At 69.7% G+C, this 20,567-nt stretch carries 21 protein-coding genes; 14 read left to right on the forward strand and 7 right to left on the reverse strand.

Annotation, left to right across the window (positions count from 1 at the left end):
- Nucleotides 1-3 precede the first annotated feature (3 nt).
- From QSK25_RS26060 to QSK25_RS26070, 3 genes are read left to right on the forward strand one after another with little or no spacing between them, the layout of a single operon-like run.
- Complete coding sequence (locus tag QSK25_RS26060; protein ID WP_285642032.1) at nucleotides 4-1,674, forward strand: ABC transporter substrate-binding protein; 1,671 nt, start codon at nucleotides 4-6, stop codon at nucleotides 1,672-1,674.
- Nucleotides 1,671-3,203, forward strand: a complete 1,533-nt coding sequence (locus QSK25_RS26065; protein WP_285642033.1) for an ABC transporter ATP-binding protein — start codon at nucleotides 1,671-1,673, stop codon at nucleotides 3,201-3,203. The genes QSK25_RS26060 and QSK25_RS26065 overlap by 4 nt, the downstream gene beginning before the upstream one ends.
- On the forward strand, nucleotides 3,200-4,396 hold the full coding sequence (locus tag QSK25_RS26070; protein ID WP_285642034.1) for an FAD-binding protein: 1,197 nt from the start codon (nucleotides 3,200-3,202) through the stop codon (nucleotides 4,394-4,396). Before QSK25_RS26065 ends, QSK25_RS26070 begins: the two co-directional genes overlap by 4 nt.
- On the opposite strand, the gene QSK25_RS26075 is transcribed toward QSK25_RS26070, so the two are convergent.
- Together QSK25_RS26075 and QSK25_RS26080 are read right to left on the reverse strand one after the other, a co-directional pair.
- Complete coding sequence (locus tag QSK25_RS26075; protein ID WP_285642035.1) at nucleotides 4,375-4,962, reverse strand: SRPBCC family protein; 588 nt, start codon at nucleotides 4,960-4,962, stop codon at nucleotides 4,375-4,377. The genes QSK25_RS26070 and QSK25_RS26075 overlap by 22 nt on opposite strands.
- Entirely contained in the window at nucleotides 4,949-5,452 is a 504-nt protein-coding gene (locus QSK25_RS26080) for an ArsR/SmtB family transcription factor (protein WP_285642037.1), read from the reverse strand. The genes QSK25_RS26075 and QSK25_RS26080 overlap by 14 nt, the downstream gene beginning before the upstream one ends.
- Before the next feature lie 106 nt (nucleotides 5,453-5,558).
- Between QSK25_RS26080 and QSK25_RS26085 the strand changes: the two genes are divergently transcribed.
- On the forward strand, nucleotides 5,559-7,694 hold the full coding sequence (locus tag QSK25_RS26085) for an RICIN domain-containing protein (RefSeq protein ID WP_285642038.1): 2,136 nt from the start codon (nucleotides 5,559-5,561) through the stop codon (nucleotides 7,692-7,694).
- Between the two features lie 476 nt (nucleotides 7,695-8,170).
- Here QSK25_RS26085 and QSK25_RS26090 read toward each other — a convergent pair whose 3' ends face one another.
- Entirely contained in the window at nucleotides 8,171-8,497 is a 327-nt protein-coding gene (locus QSK25_RS26090; protein WP_285642039.1) for a DUF6204 family protein, read from the reverse strand.
- Between the two features lie 68 nt (nucleotides 8,498-8,565).
- Here QSK25_RS26090 and QSK25_RS26095 point away from each other — a divergent pair, with 68 nt between their 5' ends.
- A complete protein-coding gene (locus QSK25_RS26095) occupies nucleotides 8,566-9,207 on the forward strand; it encodes a thiaminase II/PqqC family protein (protein ID WP_285642040.1) in 642 nt (213 codons plus the stop codon).
- 52 nt (nucleotides 9,208-9,259) lie between these two features.
- Here QSK25_RS26095 and QSK25_RS26100 read toward each other — a convergent pair whose 3' ends face one another.
- Nucleotides 9,260-10,759, reverse strand: a complete 1,500-nt coding sequence (locus tag QSK25_RS26100) for a chitinase (RefSeq protein ID WP_285642041.1) — start codon at nucleotides 10,757-10,759, stop codon at nucleotides 9,260-9,262.
- A gap of 97 nt (nucleotides 10,760-10,856) precedes the next feature.
- Between QSK25_RS26100 and QSK25_RS26105 the strand changes: the two genes are divergently transcribed.
- Entirely contained in the window at nucleotides 10,857-11,627 is a 771-nt protein-coding gene (locus QSK25_RS26105) for an alpha/beta fold hydrolase (RefSeq protein ID WP_285642043.1), read from the forward strand.
- Here the strand turns inward: QSK25_RS26105 and QSK25_RS26110 are convergent.
- The 3 genes from QSK25_RS26110 to QSK25_RS26120 all read right to left on the reverse strand — a co-directional run bounded on the left by QSK25_RS26110 (nucleotide 11,624) and on the right by QSK25_RS26120 (nucleotide 14,039).
- A complete protein-coding gene (locus QSK25_RS26110; protein ID WP_285642045.1) occupies nucleotides 11,624-12,454 on the reverse strand; it encodes an oxygenase MpaB family protein in 831 nt (276 codons plus the stop codon). The genes QSK25_RS26105 and QSK25_RS26110 overlap by 4 nt on opposite strands.
- Before the next feature lie 7 nt (nucleotides 12,455-12,461).
- On the reverse strand, nucleotides 12,462-13,370 hold the full coding sequence (locus QSK25_RS26115) for an ankyrin repeat domain-containing protein (protein ID WP_285642047.1): 909 nt from the start codon (nucleotides 13,368-13,370) through the stop codon (nucleotides 12,462-12,464).
- 282 nt (nucleotides 13,371-13,652) lie between these two features.
- Entirely contained in the window at nucleotides 13,653-14,039 is a 387-nt protein-coding gene (locus QSK25_RS26120; RefSeq protein ID WP_285642048.1) for a hypothetical protein, read from the reverse strand.
- A 30-nt stretch (nucleotides 14,040-14,069) separates the two neighbouring features.
- Here QSK25_RS26120 and QSK25_RS26125 point away from each other — a divergent pair, with 30 nt between their 5' ends.
- From QSK25_RS26125 to QSK25_RS26160, 8 genes are read left to right on the forward strand one after another with little or no spacing between them, the layout of a single operon-like run.
- Nucleotides 14,070-14,615 (forward strand): helix-turn-helix domain-containing protein, encoded by a 546-nt coding sequence (locus QSK25_RS26125; RefSeq protein ID WP_285642050.1) that lies wholly within the window; start codon nucleotides 14,070-14,072, stop codon nucleotides 14,613-14,615.
- Nucleotides 14,616-14,642: 27 nt separating this feature from the next.
- The gene (locus tag QSK25_RS26130; RefSeq protein WP_285642051.1) at nucleotides 14,643-15,722 is read left to right on the forward strand and encodes an NAD(P)/FAD-dependent oxidoreductase; all 1,080 of its coding nucleotides are present in this window, start codon (nucleotides 14,643-14,645) and stop codon (nucleotides 15,720-15,722) included.
- Nucleotides 15,719-15,910 carry a 2Fe-2S iron-sulfur cluster-binding protein gene (locus QSK25_RS26135; protein WP_285642052.1) on the forward strand — a complete coding sequence of 64 codons (192 nt, stop codon included), beginning with the start codon at nucleotides 15,719-15,721 and terminating at the stop codon, nucleotides 15,908-15,910. Before QSK25_RS26130 ends, QSK25_RS26135 begins: the two co-directional genes overlap by 4 nt.
- Entirely contained in the window at nucleotides 15,907-17,097 is a 1,191-nt protein-coding gene (locus tag QSK25_RS26140; protein WP_285642053.1) for an NAD(P)/FAD-dependent oxidoreductase, read from the forward strand. The genes QSK25_RS26135 and QSK25_RS26140 overlap by 4 nt, the downstream gene beginning before the upstream one ends.
- Complete coding sequence (locus tag QSK25_RS26145; protein ID WP_285642054.1) at nucleotides 17,094-18,002, forward strand: dihydrodipicolinate synthase family protein; 909 nt, start codon at nucleotides 17,094-17,096, stop codon at nucleotides 18,000-18,002. The genes QSK25_RS26140 and QSK25_RS26145 overlap by 4 nt, the downstream gene beginning before the upstream one ends.
- On the forward strand, nucleotides 17,999-18,991 hold the full coding sequence (locus QSK25_RS26150) for a proline racemase family protein (protein WP_285642055.1): 993 nt from the start codon (nucleotides 17,999-18,001) through the stop codon (nucleotides 18,989-18,991). The genes QSK25_RS26145 and QSK25_RS26150 overlap by 4 nt, the downstream gene beginning before the upstream one ends.
- Before the next feature lie 28 nt (nucleotides 18,992-19,019).
- On the forward strand, nucleotides 19,020-19,886 hold the full coding sequence (locus QSK25_RS26155) for a hypothetical protein (RefSeq protein ID WP_285642057.1): 867 nt from the start codon (nucleotides 19,020-19,022) through the stop codon (nucleotides 19,884-19,886).
- Entirely contained in the window at nucleotides 19,887-20,567 is a 681-nt protein-coding gene (locus QSK25_RS26160) for a VOC family protein (RefSeq protein ID WP_285642058.1), read from the forward strand. It abuts the gene before it with no gap.

A 20,567-nucleotide genomic window follows, 5' to 3' on the forward strand; every position in this document is an offset into this window, starting at 1 on the left:
CCGTTGTCCAGCAAGAAACTTCTTGCGGTCGTGCTCGTCGGTGCCCTGGGGGCGGCCGCCTGCGGCGCGAACGACCAGAAGCCCTCCGGTGACGCGGCGGCCAAGCCCGACAAGGGCGGGACGCTGCGCGTGCTGTCCGAGTCGCGCACGCTCAACTTCGACCCGGCCAAGTCGCAGAGCCTCGCGATCACGACCCTGGGCCTCGTGCACCGCAGGCTGACCGGCTGGCAGAACGCCGTCGGGCAGCCCGCGAAGGTCGTGCCCGACCTCGGCGACACCGGCAAGACCACCGACGGCGGCAGGACCTGGACGTTCGTGCTCCAGGACGGCCTGAAGTTCAGCGACGGCACGCCGATCACGTCCGCGGACGTGAAGTGGGGCGTCGAACGCTCGTTCGCGCCGGCGTTCGGCGGTGGCCTCGGCTACCACAAGGACCTGCTCGGCGGCGCCGACTACAAGGGACCGTTCGAGGGCAAGGAGCTCGACTCGATCGAGACGCCCGACCCGAAGACGATCACGTTCAAGCTGACCCGCCCGTACGGCGACTGGCCGTGGATCGCCTCGACGCCCGCGTTCGCGCCGGTGCCGAAGGGCAAGGGCGCCGAGCCCGACTACCAGGAACACGCGATCGCGTCGGGCCCGTACCAGATCCAGACCTACACCAAGGGCGTCGAGGTCAAGCTCTCCCGCAACCCGAACTGGGACGGCTCCAAGGACCAGGTCCGCGCGGGTCTGCCGGACGAGGTCGTGTTCCAGCTCGGCCAGGACGCCTCGGTCGTCTCGCAGCGCCTCGCCGCGGACTCCGGTGACGACCAGTTCGCGTTCGGCGCGTCGTTCGCCTCACCGGCGCAGCTCGCGCAACTGCAGGCCAACGCCTCGGCCAAGTCCCGCGTGGTGACGTCGAAGTCGGGCGCGGTCGCCTACGTGGCGCTGAACACCCAGAAGGCGCCGCTGAACGACGTCAAGGTGCGCCAGGCGTTCCAGTACGCGGTGAACAGGTCCGCCTACCAGATCGCCTCCGCCGGCACGGCCGCGCTGGCCGGGGACGCCGCCACGACGTTGATCACGCAGGGCATCGAGGGCCGCGAGCAGTTCGACCTCTACCCCTCGAAGCCCGAGGGCGATCCGGACAAGGCCAAGGCGCTGCTCGCCGAGGCGGGCTTCCCGAACGGCCTGGAGAACCTCTCGCTGGTGCTGAACAAGTCCAACAACCAGACCGAGAAGGCCGAGGCCATCCAGGCGGCGCTGGCGCGGGCGAACATCAAGGTCACGCTGCGCACGCTGGAGGCCGACGCGTTCGAGACCGAGACGAACCTCTCCGAGAACCCCACCTACGACCTCACGCTCTCGTCGTGGCAGCCGGACTTCCCCAGCGCCAACGCGAACATCCAGCCGTTGTTCGCCACCTCGGAGATCGGCAAGGGCGGCTACAACATCTCGCGGTACTCCAACCCCGAGGTCGACAAGCTGATCGAGGAGGCGCAGTCCACCGTGGACCCCGCCGAGGCCGGCAAGAAGTGGGCGGCCATCGACAAGAGGATCCTGCAGGACTCGCCGGTCGTGCCGTTGATCTACACCCGCAACTCGTTCATCCACGGCTCGAAGGTCGGCAACTTCTTCATCGCCGACTTCCCCGCCTACCCGAACTACCTGCAGGTGGGTATCTCGAAGTGAGTGCGCTGCTGTCCGTCGAGAACGTCTCGGTGGACTTCGGCACGGGCTCCCCGGCGGTCAGCGACGTCTCGTTCGCGCTGACCGCCGGGGAGGTCCTCGCCGTGGTCGGCGAGTCGGGCTCGGGCAAGACCGTGACGGCGATGTCGTTGCTCGGGCTGCTGCCCGCGACGGCCTCGGTGTCGGGGCGGGCCGTGCTGAACGGCCGCGACCTGTACTCGTTGTCCGCGGAGGAACTGCGGTCCGTGCGGGGCAACGAGGCGGGCATGGTGTTCCAGGAGCCCATGAGCGCGCTGAACCCCGTGTTCACCGTCGGCAGCCAGATCGTCGAGGCCGTGCGGGTGCACCGCGCGGTCTCGCGGTCCGCCGCCCGTGCGCGGGCGATCGAGCTGCTGGAGCTGGTCGGCCTGCCCGCCGACCGGTTCGGGGCCTACCCGCACGAGATGTCCGGTGGCCAGCTGCAACGCGTGGTGATCGCGATGGCGGTGGCGAACGAACCGTCGTTGCTGATCGCCGACGAACCGACGACCGCGCTGGACGTGACCGTGCAGGCCGAGGTCCTCGGGTTGCTGCGGGACCTGCGGGACCGGCTCGGGGTGGCGATCCTGCTGATCACGCACGACATGGGCGTGGTCGCGGACCTCGCGGACCGGGTCGTGGTGATGAACGCCGGACGGGTCGTGGAGAGCGGGCCGGTGCGGGAGGTGTTCCGCGAGCCGCGCGAGGAGTACACCCGCACGTTGCTCGACTCGGTGCTGCGCCTCGACACGCGCGAACTCCCCGTGCGCGAGGTCGAAGCGCCCGTGCTCGAACTCTCCGGCGTCTCCGTCACCTACGGCAAGTTCCGCGCCGTCTCGGACGTGTCCCTCTCCATCGGGCGCGGCGAGACCCTCGGCCTGGTCGGCGAGTCCGGCTCCGGCAAGTCCTCCCTGGCGGGCGCCGTCACCGGCCTCACCCGCTACACCGGCCGGATCGCCATCGCCGGCACCGAGGTCGCCACCCTGCGCAAGGCCGGCCGCGGCCGCATCGGACTCGTGTTCCAGGACCCGCTGTCGTCGCTGAACCCGCGCGCCACCATCGCCCGCTCGATCGCCCAGCCGCTCGTGCTGCACACCCGCACGCGCGGCAGGGAGCTGGCCGCGAAGGTCGACGAGCTGCTCGACGCGGTGCAGTTGTCGAGGGAGTTGCGCGACCGCTACCCGCACGAGCTGTCCGGCGGGCAACGCCAGCGGGTCGGCATCGCCAGGGCCGTCGCGCTCGGTCCCGACCTCCTGATCGCCGACGAACCGACGTCCGCGCTGGACGTGACCGTGCAGGCCAGGGTCTTGGAGCTGTTCCAATCGCTGCAGCGCGAGTTGCGGTTCGCGTGCCTGTTCATCAGCCACGACCTGGCGGTGGTGCGGCACCTCGCCGACCGGGTCGCGGTGCTGCACCGGGGCGTCGTCGTCGAGGAGGGCACGGAGGTGTTCGCCGCGCCGCAGGACCCGTACACGCAACGATTGCTGGCGTCGGCGCTTACCGTGTCCGTATGAGCACCAACTGGGCTGGCAACGTCACGTTCTCCTCGGCCCAGGTCGTCAGTCCGGCGACGGCCGACGACCTGCGTGCGATCGTGCGCGGTTCATCGGCCGTGCACGTGGTCGGGTCGGGGCACTCGTTCAGCCCCGTCGCCGACACGACCGGCGTGCTGGTGTCGCTCGCGGCCATGCCGGAAATCTTCGAGGTGTCCGGCCGCACGGTCCGGGTGGGCGCAGGGACGACGCTCGCGTCGCTGGCCGTGAGGCTGGAGGCGGAGGGCCTCGCCCTGCACACGCTGCCGTCGTTGCCGCACATCACGCTGGCCGGTGCGATCGCCACGGCCACGCACGGCTCGGGGTCGCGGTCGCTCGCGGGCGCGGTGCGGTCGGTCGAGGTGCTGCGCGGGGACGGGTCGGTCGTCGAGCTGACGTCCGCGGGCGCGGCGGTGTCGATGGGCGGGCTGGGCGTCGTGCTGACCGTGACGCTCGACGTGGAGCCGTCGTTCCAGGTCGAGCAGACGGTGTACGAGGACGTCGCGTGGACGACGTTGCTGGTGCAGATGGAGCAGATCTTCGGCGGCGCCTACAGCGTGAGCGCGTTCGTCGACTGGCAGGGCGGCGCGACGATCTTCGCGAAGCACCGGGTGGGCGAGCCCGCGTTCCGCTTCCCCGGCCGTCCCGCGACCGAGCCGGTGCACCCGGTGCCCGGCCAGCCCGGTTCCCGCTGCACCGTGCAGGGTGGCGTGCCGGGGCCGTGGCACGAGCGGCTGCCGCACTTCCGGGCCGAGTTCACGCCGTCGGTCGGCGAGGAGCTCCAGACCGAGTACTTCGTGCCCCGCACGCGCGCCGTGACGGCGTTGCGGGCGCTGGCGGAGATGTCCACGGTGATCTCACCGCTGGTGCAGGCCTGCGAGATCCGCACGGTCGACGAGGAACCGCAGTGGCTCTCCCCCGCCTACGACCGGGACAGCATCGCGATCCACTTCACGTGGGTGCCGAACACCCGTGAGGTGCTGCGGCTGCTGCCCCGCCTGGAGGAGGCCATCGCGCCGCGGCCGCACTGGGGCAAGCTCTTCACCGTGCCGCCGGCGCTGCTGGCCGCGCGCTACCCGCAGTGGGACGCCTTCCGGTCGTTGCTGCGCGAGCACGACCCGAAAGGCGTCTTCCGCAACGAGTTCCTGACCCGCTACTTCGGTCCGGCGGCCTGAGGCCCCTTCGCGCGCAGGGCCTCCAGCTCGTCGTCGGAGAACCCGTAGGTCGTCACGACCGTCATCTTGGCGCTGGTGACCAGCAGCCCCGGCCCCCACTCCTCGACGACGACGCCGCGCTGGTTCTCCGACTCGAAGAACGGCTTGCCGCTCACGCCGAGGTCGGTCTCGGACGGCCAGAACAACGTCCTGCGCTGCTCGCCGGGGTGGTGCTCGTGGGCGAACTTGAGCTGGTGCAGGAACGTGATCCAGCCCTCGGTGATCTCGTCGTAGTAGTCGTCCCACTCGGGCGAGGTGCCCAGGGGCGCACGGGTCAGCACGACCCGCGTGCCCTCGGGAACGGCCGTCAGCGCGAACGTGTCGTGGCCTTGGACGACCAGCGTCGTGCCGTCCTCCTCGACGTTCTGGAAGTAGATCTGGTCGATCTCGGCGTCGAGCTCCGGGATGTCCCAGCCGTGCCAGTGGCGCAGCTTCTCCTTGTCCCGGAACGACCGCCACACCTCGTCCACCGGGGCGGCGACGGTGATCTCGATCCGGACGCCTTCCTCACCACTACCGCTGATCATCTGCAACTCCGGGGTGGCCCATCGCGACCACCCGGTACGGGCGGCCTGTCTCGGTGTCGTACTTCAACGCGATCTGCCGCACCGCTTCGGCCAGGTCGCTGGTGAACCCGTGGACGTCGCCGGGCGCGCCGAAGCGGACCGTCGTCTCCACCGTGAACGTGAGCAAGCGCTTTCCCGCGTCGGCCGCCGCCCCCGACATCCGCCCGACCTCGCGAGCGGTGTCCTCCGCGACCGACACCAGGTGCGTTGCGGCGAACTGGTCCTGGACGTCCGCGGCGATCTCCCGCCCGGGCCGCGCGCGCAACACGCGCTCGACGCACCCGCGCCGTTGCCGCTCCTCCACGAGCTCGACGAGCCCGGCCTGCTCCAGGGCTCTGACGTGGTAGTTCACCCGCTGCCGGGGCAGCTGCAAGGCCGCCGCGAGCTGCGTCGCCGAGGCGGGCGACTTGAGCAACTCCAGCAACGATCGACGCAACGGCGACAGCTCCACGCCTAGCACGGTCTCATTTGACAAAATCATTTGTCAATACCGGAACGGGACCGGAAACGGTTAGGTTCGTTGACGGTTGCAACAAACCACCCCCACCCTGTGACCCGTGAGAACCCCCCTGCTGGTGGCAGCGTTGGCAGCAGCGGCGATCGTTCCTGTGTGGACGGTCGCGGCGCAGGCCGACGTGGTGCCCGGAACCGCTTATCAAGTGACGAACGTCGGCAGCGGAAAGTGCGTGGAGTCGCTGGGAACGGCCAACGGCGCACAGCTCCGCCAACAAGGATGCACGGGACAGACCTGGACCTTCACGCCCACGAGCGACGGTTACCACACCGTCGGCCAGGGCCAGGTCTGGGACGTCTCGAACGTCTCGACCGCGGACAACGCGGCCGTCCACATGTGGCAGTCCTTCACCGCGAACAACCAGCAATGGCGTCCTGAACAGGTCGGCACGGACACCTACCGGTTCGTGAACCGCAACAGCTCCAAGTGCCTCGACGTGCCCGGCGCGTCGACCCAGGACGTCCAGCTGGTCCAGTACACCTGCAACGGGACCAACGCCCAGCTCTTCCGCCTGTCCGGCGGCCCGCAGCAGCCGGGCAACCCGGACTTCGGCCCGAACGTGCTGATCTTCGACCCGTCCATGCCGGCGGCGACGATCCAGGCACGCCTGAACGAGGTGTTCCGGCAGCAGGAAGAGGGCCAGTACGACGCCCGCCGGTACGCGATCATGTTCAAGCCGGGCAACTACAACGTCGACGTCAACATCGGCTTCTTCACCCAGGTCCTCGGCCTGGGCATGCTGCCCGACGGCGTCACGATCAACGGCCAGGTCCACGTCGAGGCGGACTGGTTCCAGGGCAACGCCACGCACAACTTCTGGCGCGGCGCCGAGAACCTGGCCATCCGCCCGCCCGGCGGCACCAACACCTGGGCCGTCTCGCAGGCGTCGGCCATGCGCCGCACCAAGACCTACGGCAACATGCAGCTCGACGACAACGGCTGGTCCAGCGGCGGTTTCCTCGCCGACTCGGTGGTCACCGGCCAGGTCCGTTCGGGTTCGCAGCAGCAGTGGCTGTCCCGCAACACCGAGTGGGGCTCCTGGACGGGCGAGAACTGGAACATGGTCTTCGTCGGCGCTCGCAACGCACCGCAGACCTCGTTCCCCGAACCCCCGTACACCACCGTCGCGCAGACCCCTGTCGTGCGTGAGAAGCCGTTCCTGAACGTCGACGGCAGCGGCAACTACAACGTGTTCGTCCCGGCACTCCGCTCGAACTCGAGCGGCACCACCTGGGCGTCCGGCACCCAGCAGGGCACGAACATCCCCCTGTCCAACTTCTACATCGCGAAGCCGGGCACCTCGGCCGCCACGATGAACGCGCAACTCGCCGCCGGCAAGCACCTGCTCCTCACCCCGGGCATCCACCAGGTGTCCGAGCCGATCCGGGTGACCCGCCCCGACACCGTCGTGATGGGCCTCGGCCTCGCGACCGTCATGCCCACCAACGGCAACATGGCCCTCGACGTGGCCGATGTGGACGGTGTGAAGATCGCGGGCCTGCTCGTCGACGCGGCCCCGACCAACTCACCGCTGCTCGCGCAGATCGGCGCGCCCGGCAGCAACGCCAACCACTCCGCCAACCCGACGTCGCTGCACGACTTCTACGTCCGCATCGGCGGCTCGGCGGTGGGCCGCGCCACGAACTCGCTCGTCATCAACAGCCACAACGTGATCGGCGACCACCTCTGGCTCTGGCGGGGCGACCACTCCATCGGCGTCGGCTGGGACCTCAACACGGCCGACACGGGCCTGATCGTCAACGGCAACAACGTGACGATGTACGGCCTCTTCGTGGAGCACTACCAGAAGTACCAGACCATCTGGAACGGCCAAGGCGGCCGAACGTACTTCTACCAGAACGAAATGCCCTACGAAGCCCCGAACCAGCAAGCCTGGATGAACGGCTCGACCCGCGGCTACGCGGCCTACAAGGTGGCGAACAACGTCACCTCCCACGAGGCGTGGGGCCTGGGCAGCTACATCTTCATGCGCTTCAACGCCTCCGTGACGGCCGACCGCGCGTTCGAGATCCCGAACACGCCCGGCGTGAAGCTGCACAGCATGGTGACCGTCTCCCTGGGAGGCAACGGCACCATCCAGCGGATCGTCAACAACGCGGGCGGCACGGCCACGGCAGGCTCGACTGAGGCCTACCTGGCGCATTACCCGAACCCGTAACTCCTCCGCACCAGAAGAATCGCCCGATCCCCTTGCCCCGGCCCAAAGCCGGGGCAAGGGGATTCTCTTGGCACCAGCACGCAAACCGCAGTCGCCAACGCAAGGCGACCACCGTCTTGGCCAGGCGCGCGCTCACCGGACAGCCGACATCGCACCCCAGCCACCTACGAATCCTGGCGTGGCGAAGCGGAGCGAGCCCGAACGGGCTGCTTCTCGTCACCGAGCCGGTTCGGCCTGCCTTGGCGATGGCGGCTTGCCTTGAGGGGGCGGGGTGCCACCCTGTTCGGTCCGGCCGGGGCGCTCTCAATCCCGGCTTTGGAGGCCGCGAACCCCCGCCAGAGGCTCGAGGTCAAGCCCCAATCGCACCCCACGTGGTCGAACCGACCCGCGCGAGCACCCTCGCAACCGCAGCCCGACCAACAAAACGCGACCAACCCCGCTGGAACGGGAACCAACTCGCACAAGCCCGGCCAGCGTCAGCCCAACCGCCGAGGCCGGTTGATCTTCATCTCGTCCATGTCGGTCACCTTGGCCTTCAAGCCCTTGAAGTCCACGCCCAGCGCGTCCAACGCTCCGGCAGCCCGCCTCAACCCGGCCTCGTCCGGCTTCTCCTCAGCCACCAGAATCACCCGATAGCTGAAGAAGTCGAGCTTCTCGTCATAGGTCAACGCACCCTCCTCGCTGAACCCCGCATCCCGCAGGAAGTCGAAGCCGCCCAGACGCTCCTTCAACGCGACGCGCTGCGAATCGGTCAACTCGGCGAAGCGCCCGCGCACGAGCACCCGATAGGTGTGTTCAGCCACGAGCGAGCATGTTCCCCGATGACCAGCCACTCTGGCGAACGATTTCCAACCTGCGGAAGAATCGCACCATGAACGCAAAAGAGCTGGTCAAGCGCATCCGGACCGAGCTGCACCCCGGTGAGCACGACAACCTGGTGGTGAAGCTGATCGAAACGGGCGAAGCGCCGCGTTCGGTCATCGCGACCTTCGCCGCCGAGGAAAGCCACATCGTGTCGTCGGACTGGCGAACATTCCTCTCCCTGGCCGCGAAGGCCGAGGAGCCGAACGCACGGGCGTTCTTCACCCTCCTCGCCGGCGGCGAGGAGCTGGTCCTCCCCATGCTCCAGCCGCTGGCCGAGGCGGCGGGCATGTCCGCCAAGGACTTCCAGTCCTACGAACCGTTCCCCGGCTGCCAGTCCTACCCCGCCTACCAGGCGTGGATGGCGCTCAACGGCGAGCCGACCGACGTGATCCTGGCGATCCTCGCGAACTTCACCGCGTGGGGCGGCTACTGCGCCCGCATGGCCAAGGGCCTGCGGGAGCACTACGGCTTCTCCGAGGAAGCGACTGCCTTCGTCGACTTCTTCGCCACGCCCGCGCCCCAGCTCGAGGACCGGGCGGTCGCCGCCGTCCAGGCCGCACTGGACGCGGGCTGGCAGCCGAAGCACGCCTGGCGCTACGGCCGTCTCCTGCAGGCCTACGAACTGCAGTTCTGGTCGACTCTGGCGTGACGCGAGAACCGGGGGCGGCCACACTGGCCGCCCCCGGCACACGACCCACAAGCTACCGGGGCAGGTAAGCCCTGTGCGCCTTGGAGAACTCGTAGTTGTTGTACTTGTCCCAGTTGATCGACCAGGTCATCAGCCCACGCAGGTTCGGGTACACCCCGCGCGGCTTGTAGCTGCCGCACCGCGTCCCCTTGGTGAGGCAGTCGAGCGCGGTCTGCACGTCCGCGACCGACGTGAACCCGTTGCCCGCGTACTGGGCGGCGGGCAGGCCGATCGCCACCTGGTCCTGCCGCAACGGCGCGAAGAACTTCGACGCGTCGCCACGCACGTTGAACCCGGCCAGCACCATGTCGGTCATCGCGACGTGGAAGTCCGCGCCGCCCATGTTGTGGTACTGGTTGTCGAGGCCCATCACGGGCCCGGAGTTGTAGTCCTGCACGTGCAGCAACGTCAGGTCGTTGCGCATCGCCTCGATCACCGGCAGGTACGCACCCGTGCGCGCGTCGCCGGTGCCCGTGCCGCCGTAGAACTGGTAGCCGACCTGCACGAAGAACGTCTCGGGCGCCATCGTCAGCACGAAACTGGCGCCGTAGCGGGCCTTCAGCGAACGCAGCGCCGAGATCAGGTTCACGACCACGGGCGTGGTCGGGTTCTTGAAGTCGAGGTCACCGGGGTTGAGCGAGAGCGAGTGGCCCTCGAAGTCGACGTCGAGACCGTCCAGGCCGTACTTGTCGATGATCGCCGACGCCGAGCGCACGAACGCGTCGCGCGCGGCCGTCGTCTCCAGCCGGACCTGGCCGTTCTGGCCGCCGATGGAGATGTTGACCTTCTTGCCCTTCTGCTGCTGGGCCCGGATGCCGGCGATGAACTCGGCCTCGGACTCGACGTTCGGGCACTCCGCGGCCGGGCACTGCGCGAACCTGAGCTCACCCGAGGTCGCGCTGGTGGGCTCGGCGAACGACAGGTTGATGACGTCCCACTCGTCCGGCACGTCCTTCATCCGGATGTACCCGGACCCGTTGGCGAAGCTGGCGTGCAGGTACCCGACGAGCACCTTGCGCGGCAACTGCCCCGTGGGCGGCTGACCGGTCGTGGTCGTCGTGGTCGTCGTGGTGGTGGTCGTAGTAGTCGTCGTGGAAGTGGTCGACGACGTCGTCGTAGGCCCGGTTCCACCAGTACACGCGGCACCGTTGATGGTGCAGTTCGCGGGATCGGCGGTCCCGGCGGCGTTGAACCCGAAGGTCACGCTGGCACCGGGCGCGACCGTCCCGTTGTACTCGCGGTTGACGAACGTGTTGCGGTTGCCGCTCTTGGTGAGCAGCGAGTCCCAGTAGGCCCCGACGGAGGTCGAGGACGGGTAGTCGAACTCGACCTTCCAGGACGTGATGGCCGCGCTGGTCTCGTTCTTGATCGTCACCGTCGCGGTGTACCCGGTGCTCCAGCCGTTCTTCGAGAACGTCGCCGTGACTCCGGCGGCGCTGGCAGGGGCGAGGCTGACGATCACGGTACCGAGCACCAGGGCGGCCACCGCGGATATTCGAGCGAACAGCAGCATGGGTAGCTCCATCCCTCACACGTGGCGGCCGGCAGGGGGTCCACCCCGAATTGGACTAGACCATCTACCGCGAAGTCAAGGTTCTAGACTTCTCGCCGTGCCCCACGCTCGTGCCGCAGACGGAACCAGGCTCTTCTACGACGTCGAGGGCTCGGGGCCTCCGCTGCTGCTCATCGCGGGCCAGGCGAACTCGTCCCGCTGGTGGTCACAGGTCCGCCCGGGCTTCTCCGAGCACTTCACGACGATCGTCACGGACCACCGCGGCACCGGTTCCAGCGACAAGCCGGACGTCCCGTACAGCACCCGGATGTTCGCGCAGGACTGCGTCGCGATCCTGGCCGACGCGGGCATCGACAGGGCCCACGTCTACGGCACGTCGATGGGTGGCCGCATCGCGCAGTGGATCGCCGCCGACCACAGCGCCCACGTCGACAAGCTCGTGCTCGGCTGCACCTCCCCCGGCGGCGCGCACGGCGTCGAGCGCAGCGCCGAGGTGCGCAGGTCGCTGGCGCAGGTCGAGCCCATGAAGGCGCGCCGGGCGTTGGAGGAGCTCATGTACACCCCGGCGTACCAGGGCCCGTACAGCACGCTGGGCGACCCGAACATGCCTCCCCACGCGCGCAAGCGGCACCTCTTCGCGAGCGCCGAGCACGACGCGTGGGACGTCCTGCCGTCCATCAGCGCGCCGACGCTCGTAGTGCACGGCACCGACGACATCTTCAACCCGACGGCCAACGCCCCGCTGATCACCGCGCGCATCCCCGGTGCGCGCATGCACCTCCTCGAGGGCGCCCGGCACGGCTACTTCGAGGAGTTCGCGAGCGTGGCGACCCCGCTGGTGGTCGACTTCCTGCAGGACAGGGCCTAACCAGTCACCCACCGCAGGCCGCGCATCAACGCGTGCCCGGCGAACCGCACCCCGGTGGCCTCGGCGATCGGCAGGTAGGGCAGCCGCAACGGCATCCGCGCCCACACCGGCAACGACGCCACCGCCGTCGCGGCCAGGATCGCGTACGGACCGCGCGCGAGCAGCGGCAACGGCGCCTTGAACAGCAGGAACCACGCCGCCTCGCGCGCCTGCGCGGTGCCCTTCAACTCGGCGCGGTACGAGTCGAGCCGCGCCTCCAACTCGGCGACCGTGCGCGGCGGGTCGGGGATCCCCATCTCCTCGGCGAGCACGGCCATGTCGGCGACGTACCCGTCGTAGTCGTCCAGCGGCTTCTCCCCGTACCGCTGGTGGCACCGCAGGAAGCTGTCGACCTCGGCGACGTGCACCCACGCCAGCAGGTGCGGGTCGTCGGCCCGGTACCGCCGCCCGTCGGGCGCGACCCCGTGGATGTGCGTGTGGATCCGCGCGAGCCGGGCCACCGCCGCACGTGCGTCCTCGGCCGTGCCGTAGGTCGTCACGCCGATGAACAGGCTCGTGCGCTGCAAGCGTCCCCACGGGTCCGTCTTGTAGTCGGAGTGCTGCGCCACCGCCGCCATCGCCAGGGGGTGCAGCGACTGCAGCAGCAACGCCCGCAGCCCGCCGATGAACATGGCGTTGTCGGCGTGCACGTGCCGGATGGGCCGGTCGTCGGCGAACAGCCGCGGCCCGGGCGAACCGTGGATGCGCTGCGCGTGCTCCTCCCCCTCGGGACCCACGACCATCCCGAAGAGCCCCCGGCTCAGTTTCCTGCGCACCGCCTCCAGCACCACTCCATCATGCGCTCCAGTAGTCCCGGTCGGGAAGGACGATCCACTGGTCCGGCTCGGTGAACGCCTTCGCGTTCGCCGGCCGCAGCCCCGCGTACGCGCAGCAGAACGCCACGGCACGCCCGGTGTAGAGGTGCTTCATCAGCACCTCCGCGGTGTCACCGTCCTCGTCGGGCCCACCGCCGGGATGCAGGTCCCAGCCGACGACCGCGCCGTCGCGGTGGCTGTTGCCCTGGTTGCCGCTCTTGGGGTTCGCGTACATGCCGTACCCGACCGTGCCCGCCGTCAACGCCCTCATCACCACGGGAGTCGAGGCGAGGAAGTACTCCGGCTGCATCAGGACGCACCCACCGGGCACGTCGGTGACGGCCGCGACGAACTCCGACCGCTCTTCCAGCAACTCCTGGGCCTCGTCCGCCGGCACCACCTCGGCGTCCAGCAGCCGGACCGCGTCGGCGGCACCGATCCCCGCCACGCACGCGAGGCTGTAGCCGTCCCCGAACGGGAAGTCCTGCAACGCCACGACCAGCCTGCCGCACTCCGCCGCGGTCTCCCACTCGGACTGCGTCAGCACCTCGTCCGACGGGATCACGTGTGGTGTGGTGAGGCTGAGCCGCGCCGGCGACCACCCGGACATCATGGGCCGCAACGGATCCGCGCCCGCCGCGAGCAACACCCGCGCACTCTCGCGCTGCCCCGTGTGCACCGCCGCCCACAACGCCGTGTGCCCCCGCACCACCTGGTCCACGTCCGCGACCCGGCCGGCGAGTTCGGCGACCACCTCAGCGGTGCCGAACTCGACGGCCGTGTGCAACGGCGTCCCCCAGCGCAGCCCGCCGTCCGGGTCCGCGCCCGCCTCCAGCCGTGCCCGCACGGCCGCGAGGTCCTTCCAGCCGTAGTATGAAACCCTTGCCACCCTTGGTCTTCCACCCCCATGGACGGCACCCTACTGGAACGAAGCCGCAGGCTGGGCCGACCGAGCGCAAGCATCGCGACGACGCAGCCGAGCCCGCCAAGAACCAACGCGATGCCGCAGGCGAGACGTCCGTCTCGGCTGCACCGTCCAGCCGGTATCGGTGACGTGCCCGCCCAACTCAGCCAATCCCCATCGGCGCGCCGGCGGCGATGCATGGGCCGTGCTCGTCATAGTCCTTGCACCCCAACGCAACCACCGCACAAAGGTGACACGCACCAACGCTCAACGCAGCGCCTCGACCACCTTCGACACCATCTCCCGCTCAGCCGGAGCCACATCCCCGTCGGCCCCAGCCACGGACCGGCACATCTCCGCGACAGCAGCCCGGAAGATCTCCACATCCCGGGCCTCACGCCCAGAAATGATCACCACCGACTCCCGCAAAGCCGCCAGCACCCCGGCCTCGACGTCCGCGGCCGACCCGGCGGGCAACGAAGGCGGCGCGGCCGACACGATCGCCCGCAGGTCGTCCGAGAGCAGCGTGATCGCCCGGACCCCGGCGTGGCTCTCCACGTCCACCGCCCCGGGGTCCGCAGTGGACACCAGCACCATGGCACCGAAAACGGCCGTGCGGAGGATCTGCCCCTCCGCCTCCGTGTACGCAGTCATGCCCGCAAGCCTATGCAACGATCAGCAACCATGAGTGCGGGTCAGGTGCTAGGCGCCAACCTCAGGGCGTTGCGCGAGCAACGGGGACTGTCCCTGTCCGAACTGGCCAGGCGGTCCTCCATCGCCAAGGGCACCCTCTCCCAGCTGGAGAGCGGCACGGGCAACCCGACCATCGAGACAGTGTTCAGTTTGTCGAACGCTCTGGACGTCCCCGTCTCGGAACTGGTCACCGAACGAACACCCCCGGACGTGGTCCTCGTCAGGGCGAGAGACGTCGAAACGCTCAGCAGCAACGCCGTGGACCTGCGCCTGATGCGCCGGATGGACATCGGCGACACCGTCCTGGAGATCTACGACCAGCGGGTGAGACCAGGCCAGACCCAGACCACCGAGGGCCACCCCGGCAAGGAACACGTGCTGGTCACGAGCGGGAAGCTCAAGGTGGGACCGGTCGAGAAGCCCTACGAACTGGGCCCCGGCGACTACGTCTGCTTCCCCGGCTCGACCCCGCACCTGTACGAGACGGTCGACGGCGAAGTCAGTTCGGTACTGGTGCTGGAGTATCCGAAGCACTAACGTTCATTCTATTGAACGGAGGTGGCGATGCACCCGGACGTCGTGGTCATGGGCGCGGGCATCATCGGGGCCGCGTGCGCCCAGGCGTTGCACCGGCGCGGCCTGACCGTTCTCGTCGTCGACCGCCACGGACCGGCCTCCGGCACCAGCGCGGCCGGCGAGGGGAACGTCCTCGTCAGCGACAAGGAACCCGGCCCGGAACTGGAACTCGCCCGGGCGAGTCGCCGGCTCTGGCCCGCTCTCGCCGAAGACGCCGAATGGGAGGAAAAGGGCGGACTGGTCGTGGCGACCACCGAGAACGCCGTCGCCCCGCTCCAGAAGTTCGCCGCCTTCCAGCGCGCCGCGGGCATCGACGCGTGCGAGATCAGCGCAGAAGACGCCCTGCACCACGAACCCCACCTGAACCCCGAGATCACCGCCGCCGTCCACTACCTGCAGGACGCGCAGCTCAACCCGGTCAAGGCCACGCGAACCCTCCTGCGCGGCATACCGTTCCGCCAGGCCGAAGTGTCCACAACGGACGGCCGCAGCGTGACCACGACGCGCGAGACCATCAGCTGCGGCGCCGTGGTCAACGCAACGGGCCCGTGGGCACGGAACTTCGGCGTCAACGTCCTCCCCAGAAGAGGCGTGGTGCTCGTCACGACGCCGATCCCGGGCCGGATCCGGCACAAGGTCTACGACGCCGACTACGTGGGCGCGGTGGCGAGCGGCGACGCCGACCTCCAGACGTCCGGCGTGGTCGAGTCCACTCAGGCCGGCACGGTGCTGATCGGGTCGAGCCGCCAGCGCAAGGGCTTCGACGACACGATCGAGAGCAGGGTGCTGAAAGCGTTGGCGCAACGAGCCATCGCGATGTTCCCGATGCTCAGCACAGTTCCGGTGATGCGCGCGTACGGCGGCTTCCGCCCCTACGCCCCGGACCACCTGCCGATCATCGGCGAAGACCCGAGAACCCCGGGCCTGTGGCACGCCACGGGACACGAGGGCGCGGGCGTCGGCCTCGCCCCGGCGACCGGTCACCTGCTCGCCGACCTGCTCACCGGCGCCACCCCGATCACGGACCCCGAACCGTTCCGCGTCGACCGGCCGGAGGTGATGGTGTGAAGGTGACGTTCAACGGCCTGCACAAGGAGGTCGCGCACGTCGCGGAGTTGCTGCCCGGAAGGTTCTTCTGCGGCATCGGCGTGTGCTTCGGCTGCGTCGCGGAGATCAACGGCGTGCCCGAGGTCCGCGCGTGCCGGCATCAACTGCGCGACGGCGACGTGATCACCACCCAGGACAGGCAGCCATGAGGGTCGTAGTAGTAGGCGCAGGCCCGGCCGGAATGGCCGCCGCGAGAACAGCCGCCGACGCCGGCGCGGACGTCACCCTGGTCGACTCCGAACCCGAGGCGGGCGGCCAGTACCTGCGCGGCAGGGCCAGGTTCAGCCACGACGGGGTCACGCACCTCAAGAACACCGAGGCGTGGATGGTGGAGAACCAGACGCTGCACCTGCGCGGCCACCCGCCACTGACCTTCGACTCGCTGGTCATCGCGACCGGTGCCTACGACCGCCCGCTGCCGTTCCCCGGCTGGGACGGCCCCGGCGTCATCACCGCGGGCGCCGCCCAGGCGCTCGCCAAGCAGGGCGTCACCCTGGCCGAACGCGTCATCGTCAGCGGCTCGGGGCCGTTCCTGCTGCCGGTCGCCACCGCCCTGCAGGACCTCGGCGCCACGATCGTCGGCGTCTACGAGGCCTCCTCCCCCACGAAGTGGCTGCGCGAGGCCAGGGCGATCGCCGCCAACCGGCACAAGATCGCTGAACTCGCGAGCTACCGAAGGGTTCTGCCCCACCTGGAGACGCGCACGGCCGTGATCGCCAAGCACGGCAGCAGGGTCACCGTCGCGAAGCTCGACGGCCAGTGGCGCCCGACCAGCCACCGCACCGAGCACGCCGACCTCGTCTGCGTCGGCTACGGCTTCCTCCCGCGCACCGACCTCGTCCCCGAGGCCGCACGGACGAACGACTTCCTGGACGTCGACGAACGCCAGCGGACGTCCGTCCCGAACGTCTACGCGGCCGGCGAGGTCACCGGCATCGGCGGCGCCGACCTGTCCGAGGCCGAGGGCGTCGTCGCCGGCGCAGCGGCAGCCGGCCGGCAGCCACCACCACGAGCCCTCAAGGCGATCAGGAACGGCCGCCTCTTCGCCGCGGCCCTCGACAGGGCGCACGCCGTCCAACCCGGCTGGCAGACGTGGCTGAACGACGACACCACCGTCTGCCGCTGCGAGGAGGTCCGGCGAAAAGACCTCGGCCGGGCCACCACCATGCGCGAGCTCAAGCTCACCAGCCGCGTCGCGATGGGCAGGTGCCAGGGCCGCATCTGCGCCCGCAACGCCGCCGACCTCACCGGCGTCCCGTTCGACGGGCAACGCCGCGTCATCGCGATCCCCATCCCCCTCGGCGAACTCGCAGAACTCCCGGAGGAACAACAGTGACCACTCGTTCTGGGACGGAACGCCTGGACGGCGTCATCGTCGCCACCGCACTCCCGTACGCCGAGGACCCCGAGGCGCCGGCCGGACTGCGCCCCGACCTCGACAAGTTCGCCGAGCACTGCCGCTGGGTCGTCGAGAACGGCTGCCGCGGCGTCGGCCCGAACGGATCGCTCGGCGAGTACAGCTCGCTCACCGACGCCGAACGCCGCGAGGTCGCGCGGACGGCGATCGCGGCGGTCAAGGACAAGGGCATCGCGGTCATCGGCGTGCACGGCGTGGGCGCGCACCAGGCGCGGCACTGGGCCGAACTCGCGGCCGAGGACGGCGCGGACGGCGTGCTGTGCCTGCCGCCGACGATGTACCGCGCCAACCGCGGCGAGGTCGTGCACCACTTCCGCGAGGTCGCGAAGGCCGGACTGCCGATCATGGTCTACAACAACCCGATCGACACCAAGGTCGACCTGACGCCGGACCTGCTCGCCGAGCTCGGCCAGATCGAGAACGTGGTGGCGGTCAAGGAGTTCTCCGGCGACGTGCGCAGGGTGCTGGAGATCAGGGCCGCCGCCCCGCACCTCACCGTCGTGGCGGGTGCGGACGACGTCGTGCTGGAGAGCCTGCTGATGGGCGCCACGGGCTGGTTCGCGGGCTACCCCAACGTGTTCCCGGCCGAGAGCGTCCAGCTCTTCACCCTCGCCCAGGAGGGCAGGCTCGACGAAGCCCGCGCACTGTACGAGAAGCTCGTGCCGGCGTTCCGCTGGGACTCGCGCACCGAGTTCGTGCAGGCCATCAAGCGGTCGATGGACTACGTCGGCCGGTACGGCGGCCCGTGCCGTCCCCCGCGCGGCCCGCTGAGCGCCGAGCAGCTCGCCCAGGTCGACGCGGACATGAAGCTGGCGACGTCATGAGGTTCAAGAAGTACTTCAGCGCCGTCGACTCGCACACCGAGGGCATGCCGACGCGCGTCATCACCGGCGGCGTCGGCGTGATCCCCGGCGAGACGATGGCCGAGAAGCGGCTGAACTTCATCAAGAACCACGACCACATCCGCAGGCTCCTGGTGAACGAACCGCGCGGGCACGCCGCGATGAGCGGCGCGATCCTGCAACCGCCGACCCGCCAGGACGCCGACTGGGGCGTGCTGTTCATCGAGGTCTCCGGCCTGCTGCCGATGTGCGGGCACGGCACGATCGGCGTCGCCACCGTGCTGGTCGAGACCGGCATGGTCGAGGTGACCGAGCCCGTCACGACCGTGCGCCTCGACACCCCGGCCGGGCTGGTGCTCGCCGACTACGACACGCGCACCAGGCTCGTGACGATCCGCAACGTGCCGGCGTACGCGCACGAACTGGACGCGAAGGTCACCGTCCCCGGACTCGGCGAGATCACCTACGACATGGCGTACGGCGGCAACTTCTACGCCATCCTGCCGCTGGAGCAGCTCGGCATCCCGTTCGACAGGGCCGAGAAGGACACGATCCTCGCGGCGGGTCTGTCCATCATGGAACAGATCAACGCGACCAACCGCCCGGTGCACCCGGCCGATCCGGCGATCAGCGGCTGCAAGCACGTGCAGTTCACCGCGCCCGGCGAGGACGGCGCCGACTCGCGCAACGCGATGGCGATCCACCCCGGCTGGTTCGACCGCTCCCCTTGCGGCACAGGCACCTGCGCCCGAATGGCCCAGCAGCACGCCCGCGGCCTGCTCCAGATCGGCGAGGACTACGTCAACGAATCGTTCATCGGCACCAGGTTCATCGGCCGGCTGTTGGAAGAGGTCTCGCTGGGCGACCGCACGGCCGTGGTGCCCACAGTGGCCGGTCGTGCCTGGATAACGGGCATGGGCCAGTACTTCCTGGACGAGACGGATCCGTTCCCGGAGGGATTCGCGCTCTAGTCACCCGTCAGTCACTAGAGTCAAGTCCGTGACAACGACGCCCAGTCTGGAAGCGCTGCTGCGGATCGGACCGTTCCACTCGGCACTGCGCGCGGCCATCCGCCGCCGCGGGCTCACACTGGAACGGCTCCGGCTGCGCCTCGCGCAGCAGGACGTGGCCGTCGCGCTGTCGACGCTCAGCGACTGGCAGCAGGGCAGGGTGCGGCCGGTGTCCCCGAAGTCGCTGGCGGCCGTGGCGGTGCTGGAGGAACTCCTCGAGCTGCCGCCGCGGTCGCTGCTCACGTTGCTGGAGCACACCGGACCGAGCGGCTGGCCCGCCGTCGTGCCCGGCATGATGCCCGGCTTCAACGCCAACGACCTGGAGATCCTCTCCCGCCACGACAGGGTGTTCGTCGACGCCGACCGGCACGCGTCCCGCGTCGAGGCGAAGGTCGTCGTCCGCGCCCGCACCGACGGCGTCGACCGCTTCCACGCGCACTACTTCTGCGACGACTCGGTGGAGACCGCGCAGCTGCGCCAGGAAGCCGTCCGCAACTGCCGTCGCGGCCGGTCCACCCGCGACGAGTCCGAGCGCCTCGTCGTCGACGAGCTGCTGTTCGACCGGTCGTTGCGGGAGGGCGAGACCTGGGTCTTCGAGTACACCGCGCACGACCCGACGAAGCTCGACAGCATCGAGTACGCGCACGGCGTGCGGTGCTTCCTGGCGCAGAGCCTGATCGAGGTGCACTTCGACCCGGCGGCCATGCCCGTCGACCCGCACGTGTACCTGCAGGACTGGGAGGAGCGGGAACCGCACCGCACGATCGACCTGAGCGCCGACCACACCCACTCCTTGCACCACTTCGAGACTGACGTGTCGGTGAACTGGGTAGGTATCCGCTGGAGGTGGGCATAGTTGATCACTACTGAGTTCGTCCCCGGCGCACCCGCCTGGCTCGAGCTGGGCTCGTCCGACGAGGCGGCCGCGGCGGAGTTCTACGGCGCGGTGCTGGGCTGGGGGTACCACCCGGTCGACTCGCCGGGCGGTGGCGTGTTCACCTGCGGTGGCCTGGCGGTGGCGGGGCACGTGAGCGCGCAGGCGGCCTCGTGGACCGTCTGCTTCGCCGCGTCCGGACCGGGCGCGGCCCCCCGGCTGACCGATCCGCACGGCACGGACGTCGGGGTCTGGATGGCGGAGACGGGCACGCCGAGCGGTGCCGGGCTGGGCGCGGTGTCCACGCCCGGCTCGCTCACCTGGCTGGAGCTGCACTCCCCCGCGCCCAGCGCGTCGGCGGCGTTCTACCGCGCGCTCTTCGGCTGGGAGATCGAACTGGTCCCCGGCGCGCCCGGCCAGTTCCTGCAGCCCGCCGGCGCCGATCCCGGCCGGATGTTCGGCGCGATCGTCGCCGACACCCAGGCGTTCTGGCTGCCGTACTTCGAGGTGACCGACGTGGACCGGGCGGCGGCCTCGGCACCGGTCCTGCTCGCACCCCGCGACCTGGACGACGTCGGCCGGATCGCGGTGCTCGTGGACCCGTTCGGAGCCAGGTTCGGCGTCATGCGTTCTGTTACCACCGAAAGCCTCCCCAAATCCTGA

The organism is Lentzea sp. NBRC 102530 (genome assembly GCF_030269365.1).
Lineage (GTDB): Bacteria > Actinomycetota > Actinomycetes > Mycobacteriales > Pseudonocardiaceae > Lentzea.

Bases quoted from the DNA above. Each gene is read 5' to 3' on its own strand.
- QSK25_RS26095 (WP_285642040.1), top strand. From the start codon at position 8,566: ATGAACGCAAAAGAGCTGGTCAAGCGCATCCGGACCGAGCTGCACCCC.
- QSK25_RS26100 (WP_285642041.1), bottom strand. From the start codon at position 10,759: ATGCTGCTGTTCGCTCGAATATCCGCGGTGGCCGCCCTGGTGCTCGGT.
- QSK25_RS26130 (WP_285642051.1), top strand. From the start codon at position 14,643: ATGCACCCGGACGTCGTGGTCATGGGCGCGGGCATCATCGGGGCCGCG.
- QSK25_RS26070 (WP_285642034.1), top strand. From the start codon at position 3,200: ATGAGCACCAACTGGGCTGGCAACGTCACGTTCTCCTCGGCCCAGGTC.
- QSK25_RS26140 (WP_285642053.1), top strand. From the start codon at position 15,907: ATGAGGGTCGTAGTAGTAGGCGCAGGCCCGGCCGGAATGGCCGCCGCG.
- QSK25_RS26150 (WP_285642055.1), top strand. From the start codon at position 17,999: ATGAGGTTCAAGAAGTACTTCAGCGCCGTCGACTCGCACACCGAGGGC.
- QSK25_RS26125 (WP_285642050.1), top strand. From the start codon at position 14,070: ATGAGTGCGGGTCAGGTGCTAGGCGCCAACCTCAGGGCGTTGCGCGAG.
- QSK25_RS26120 (WP_285642048.1), bottom strand. From the start codon at position 14,039: ATGACTGCGTACACGGAGGCGGAGGGGCAGATCCTCCGCACGGCCGTT.
- QSK25_RS26075 (WP_285642035.1), bottom strand. From the start codon at position 4,962: ATGATCAGCGGTAGTGGTGAGGAAGGCGTCCGGATCGAGATCACCGTC.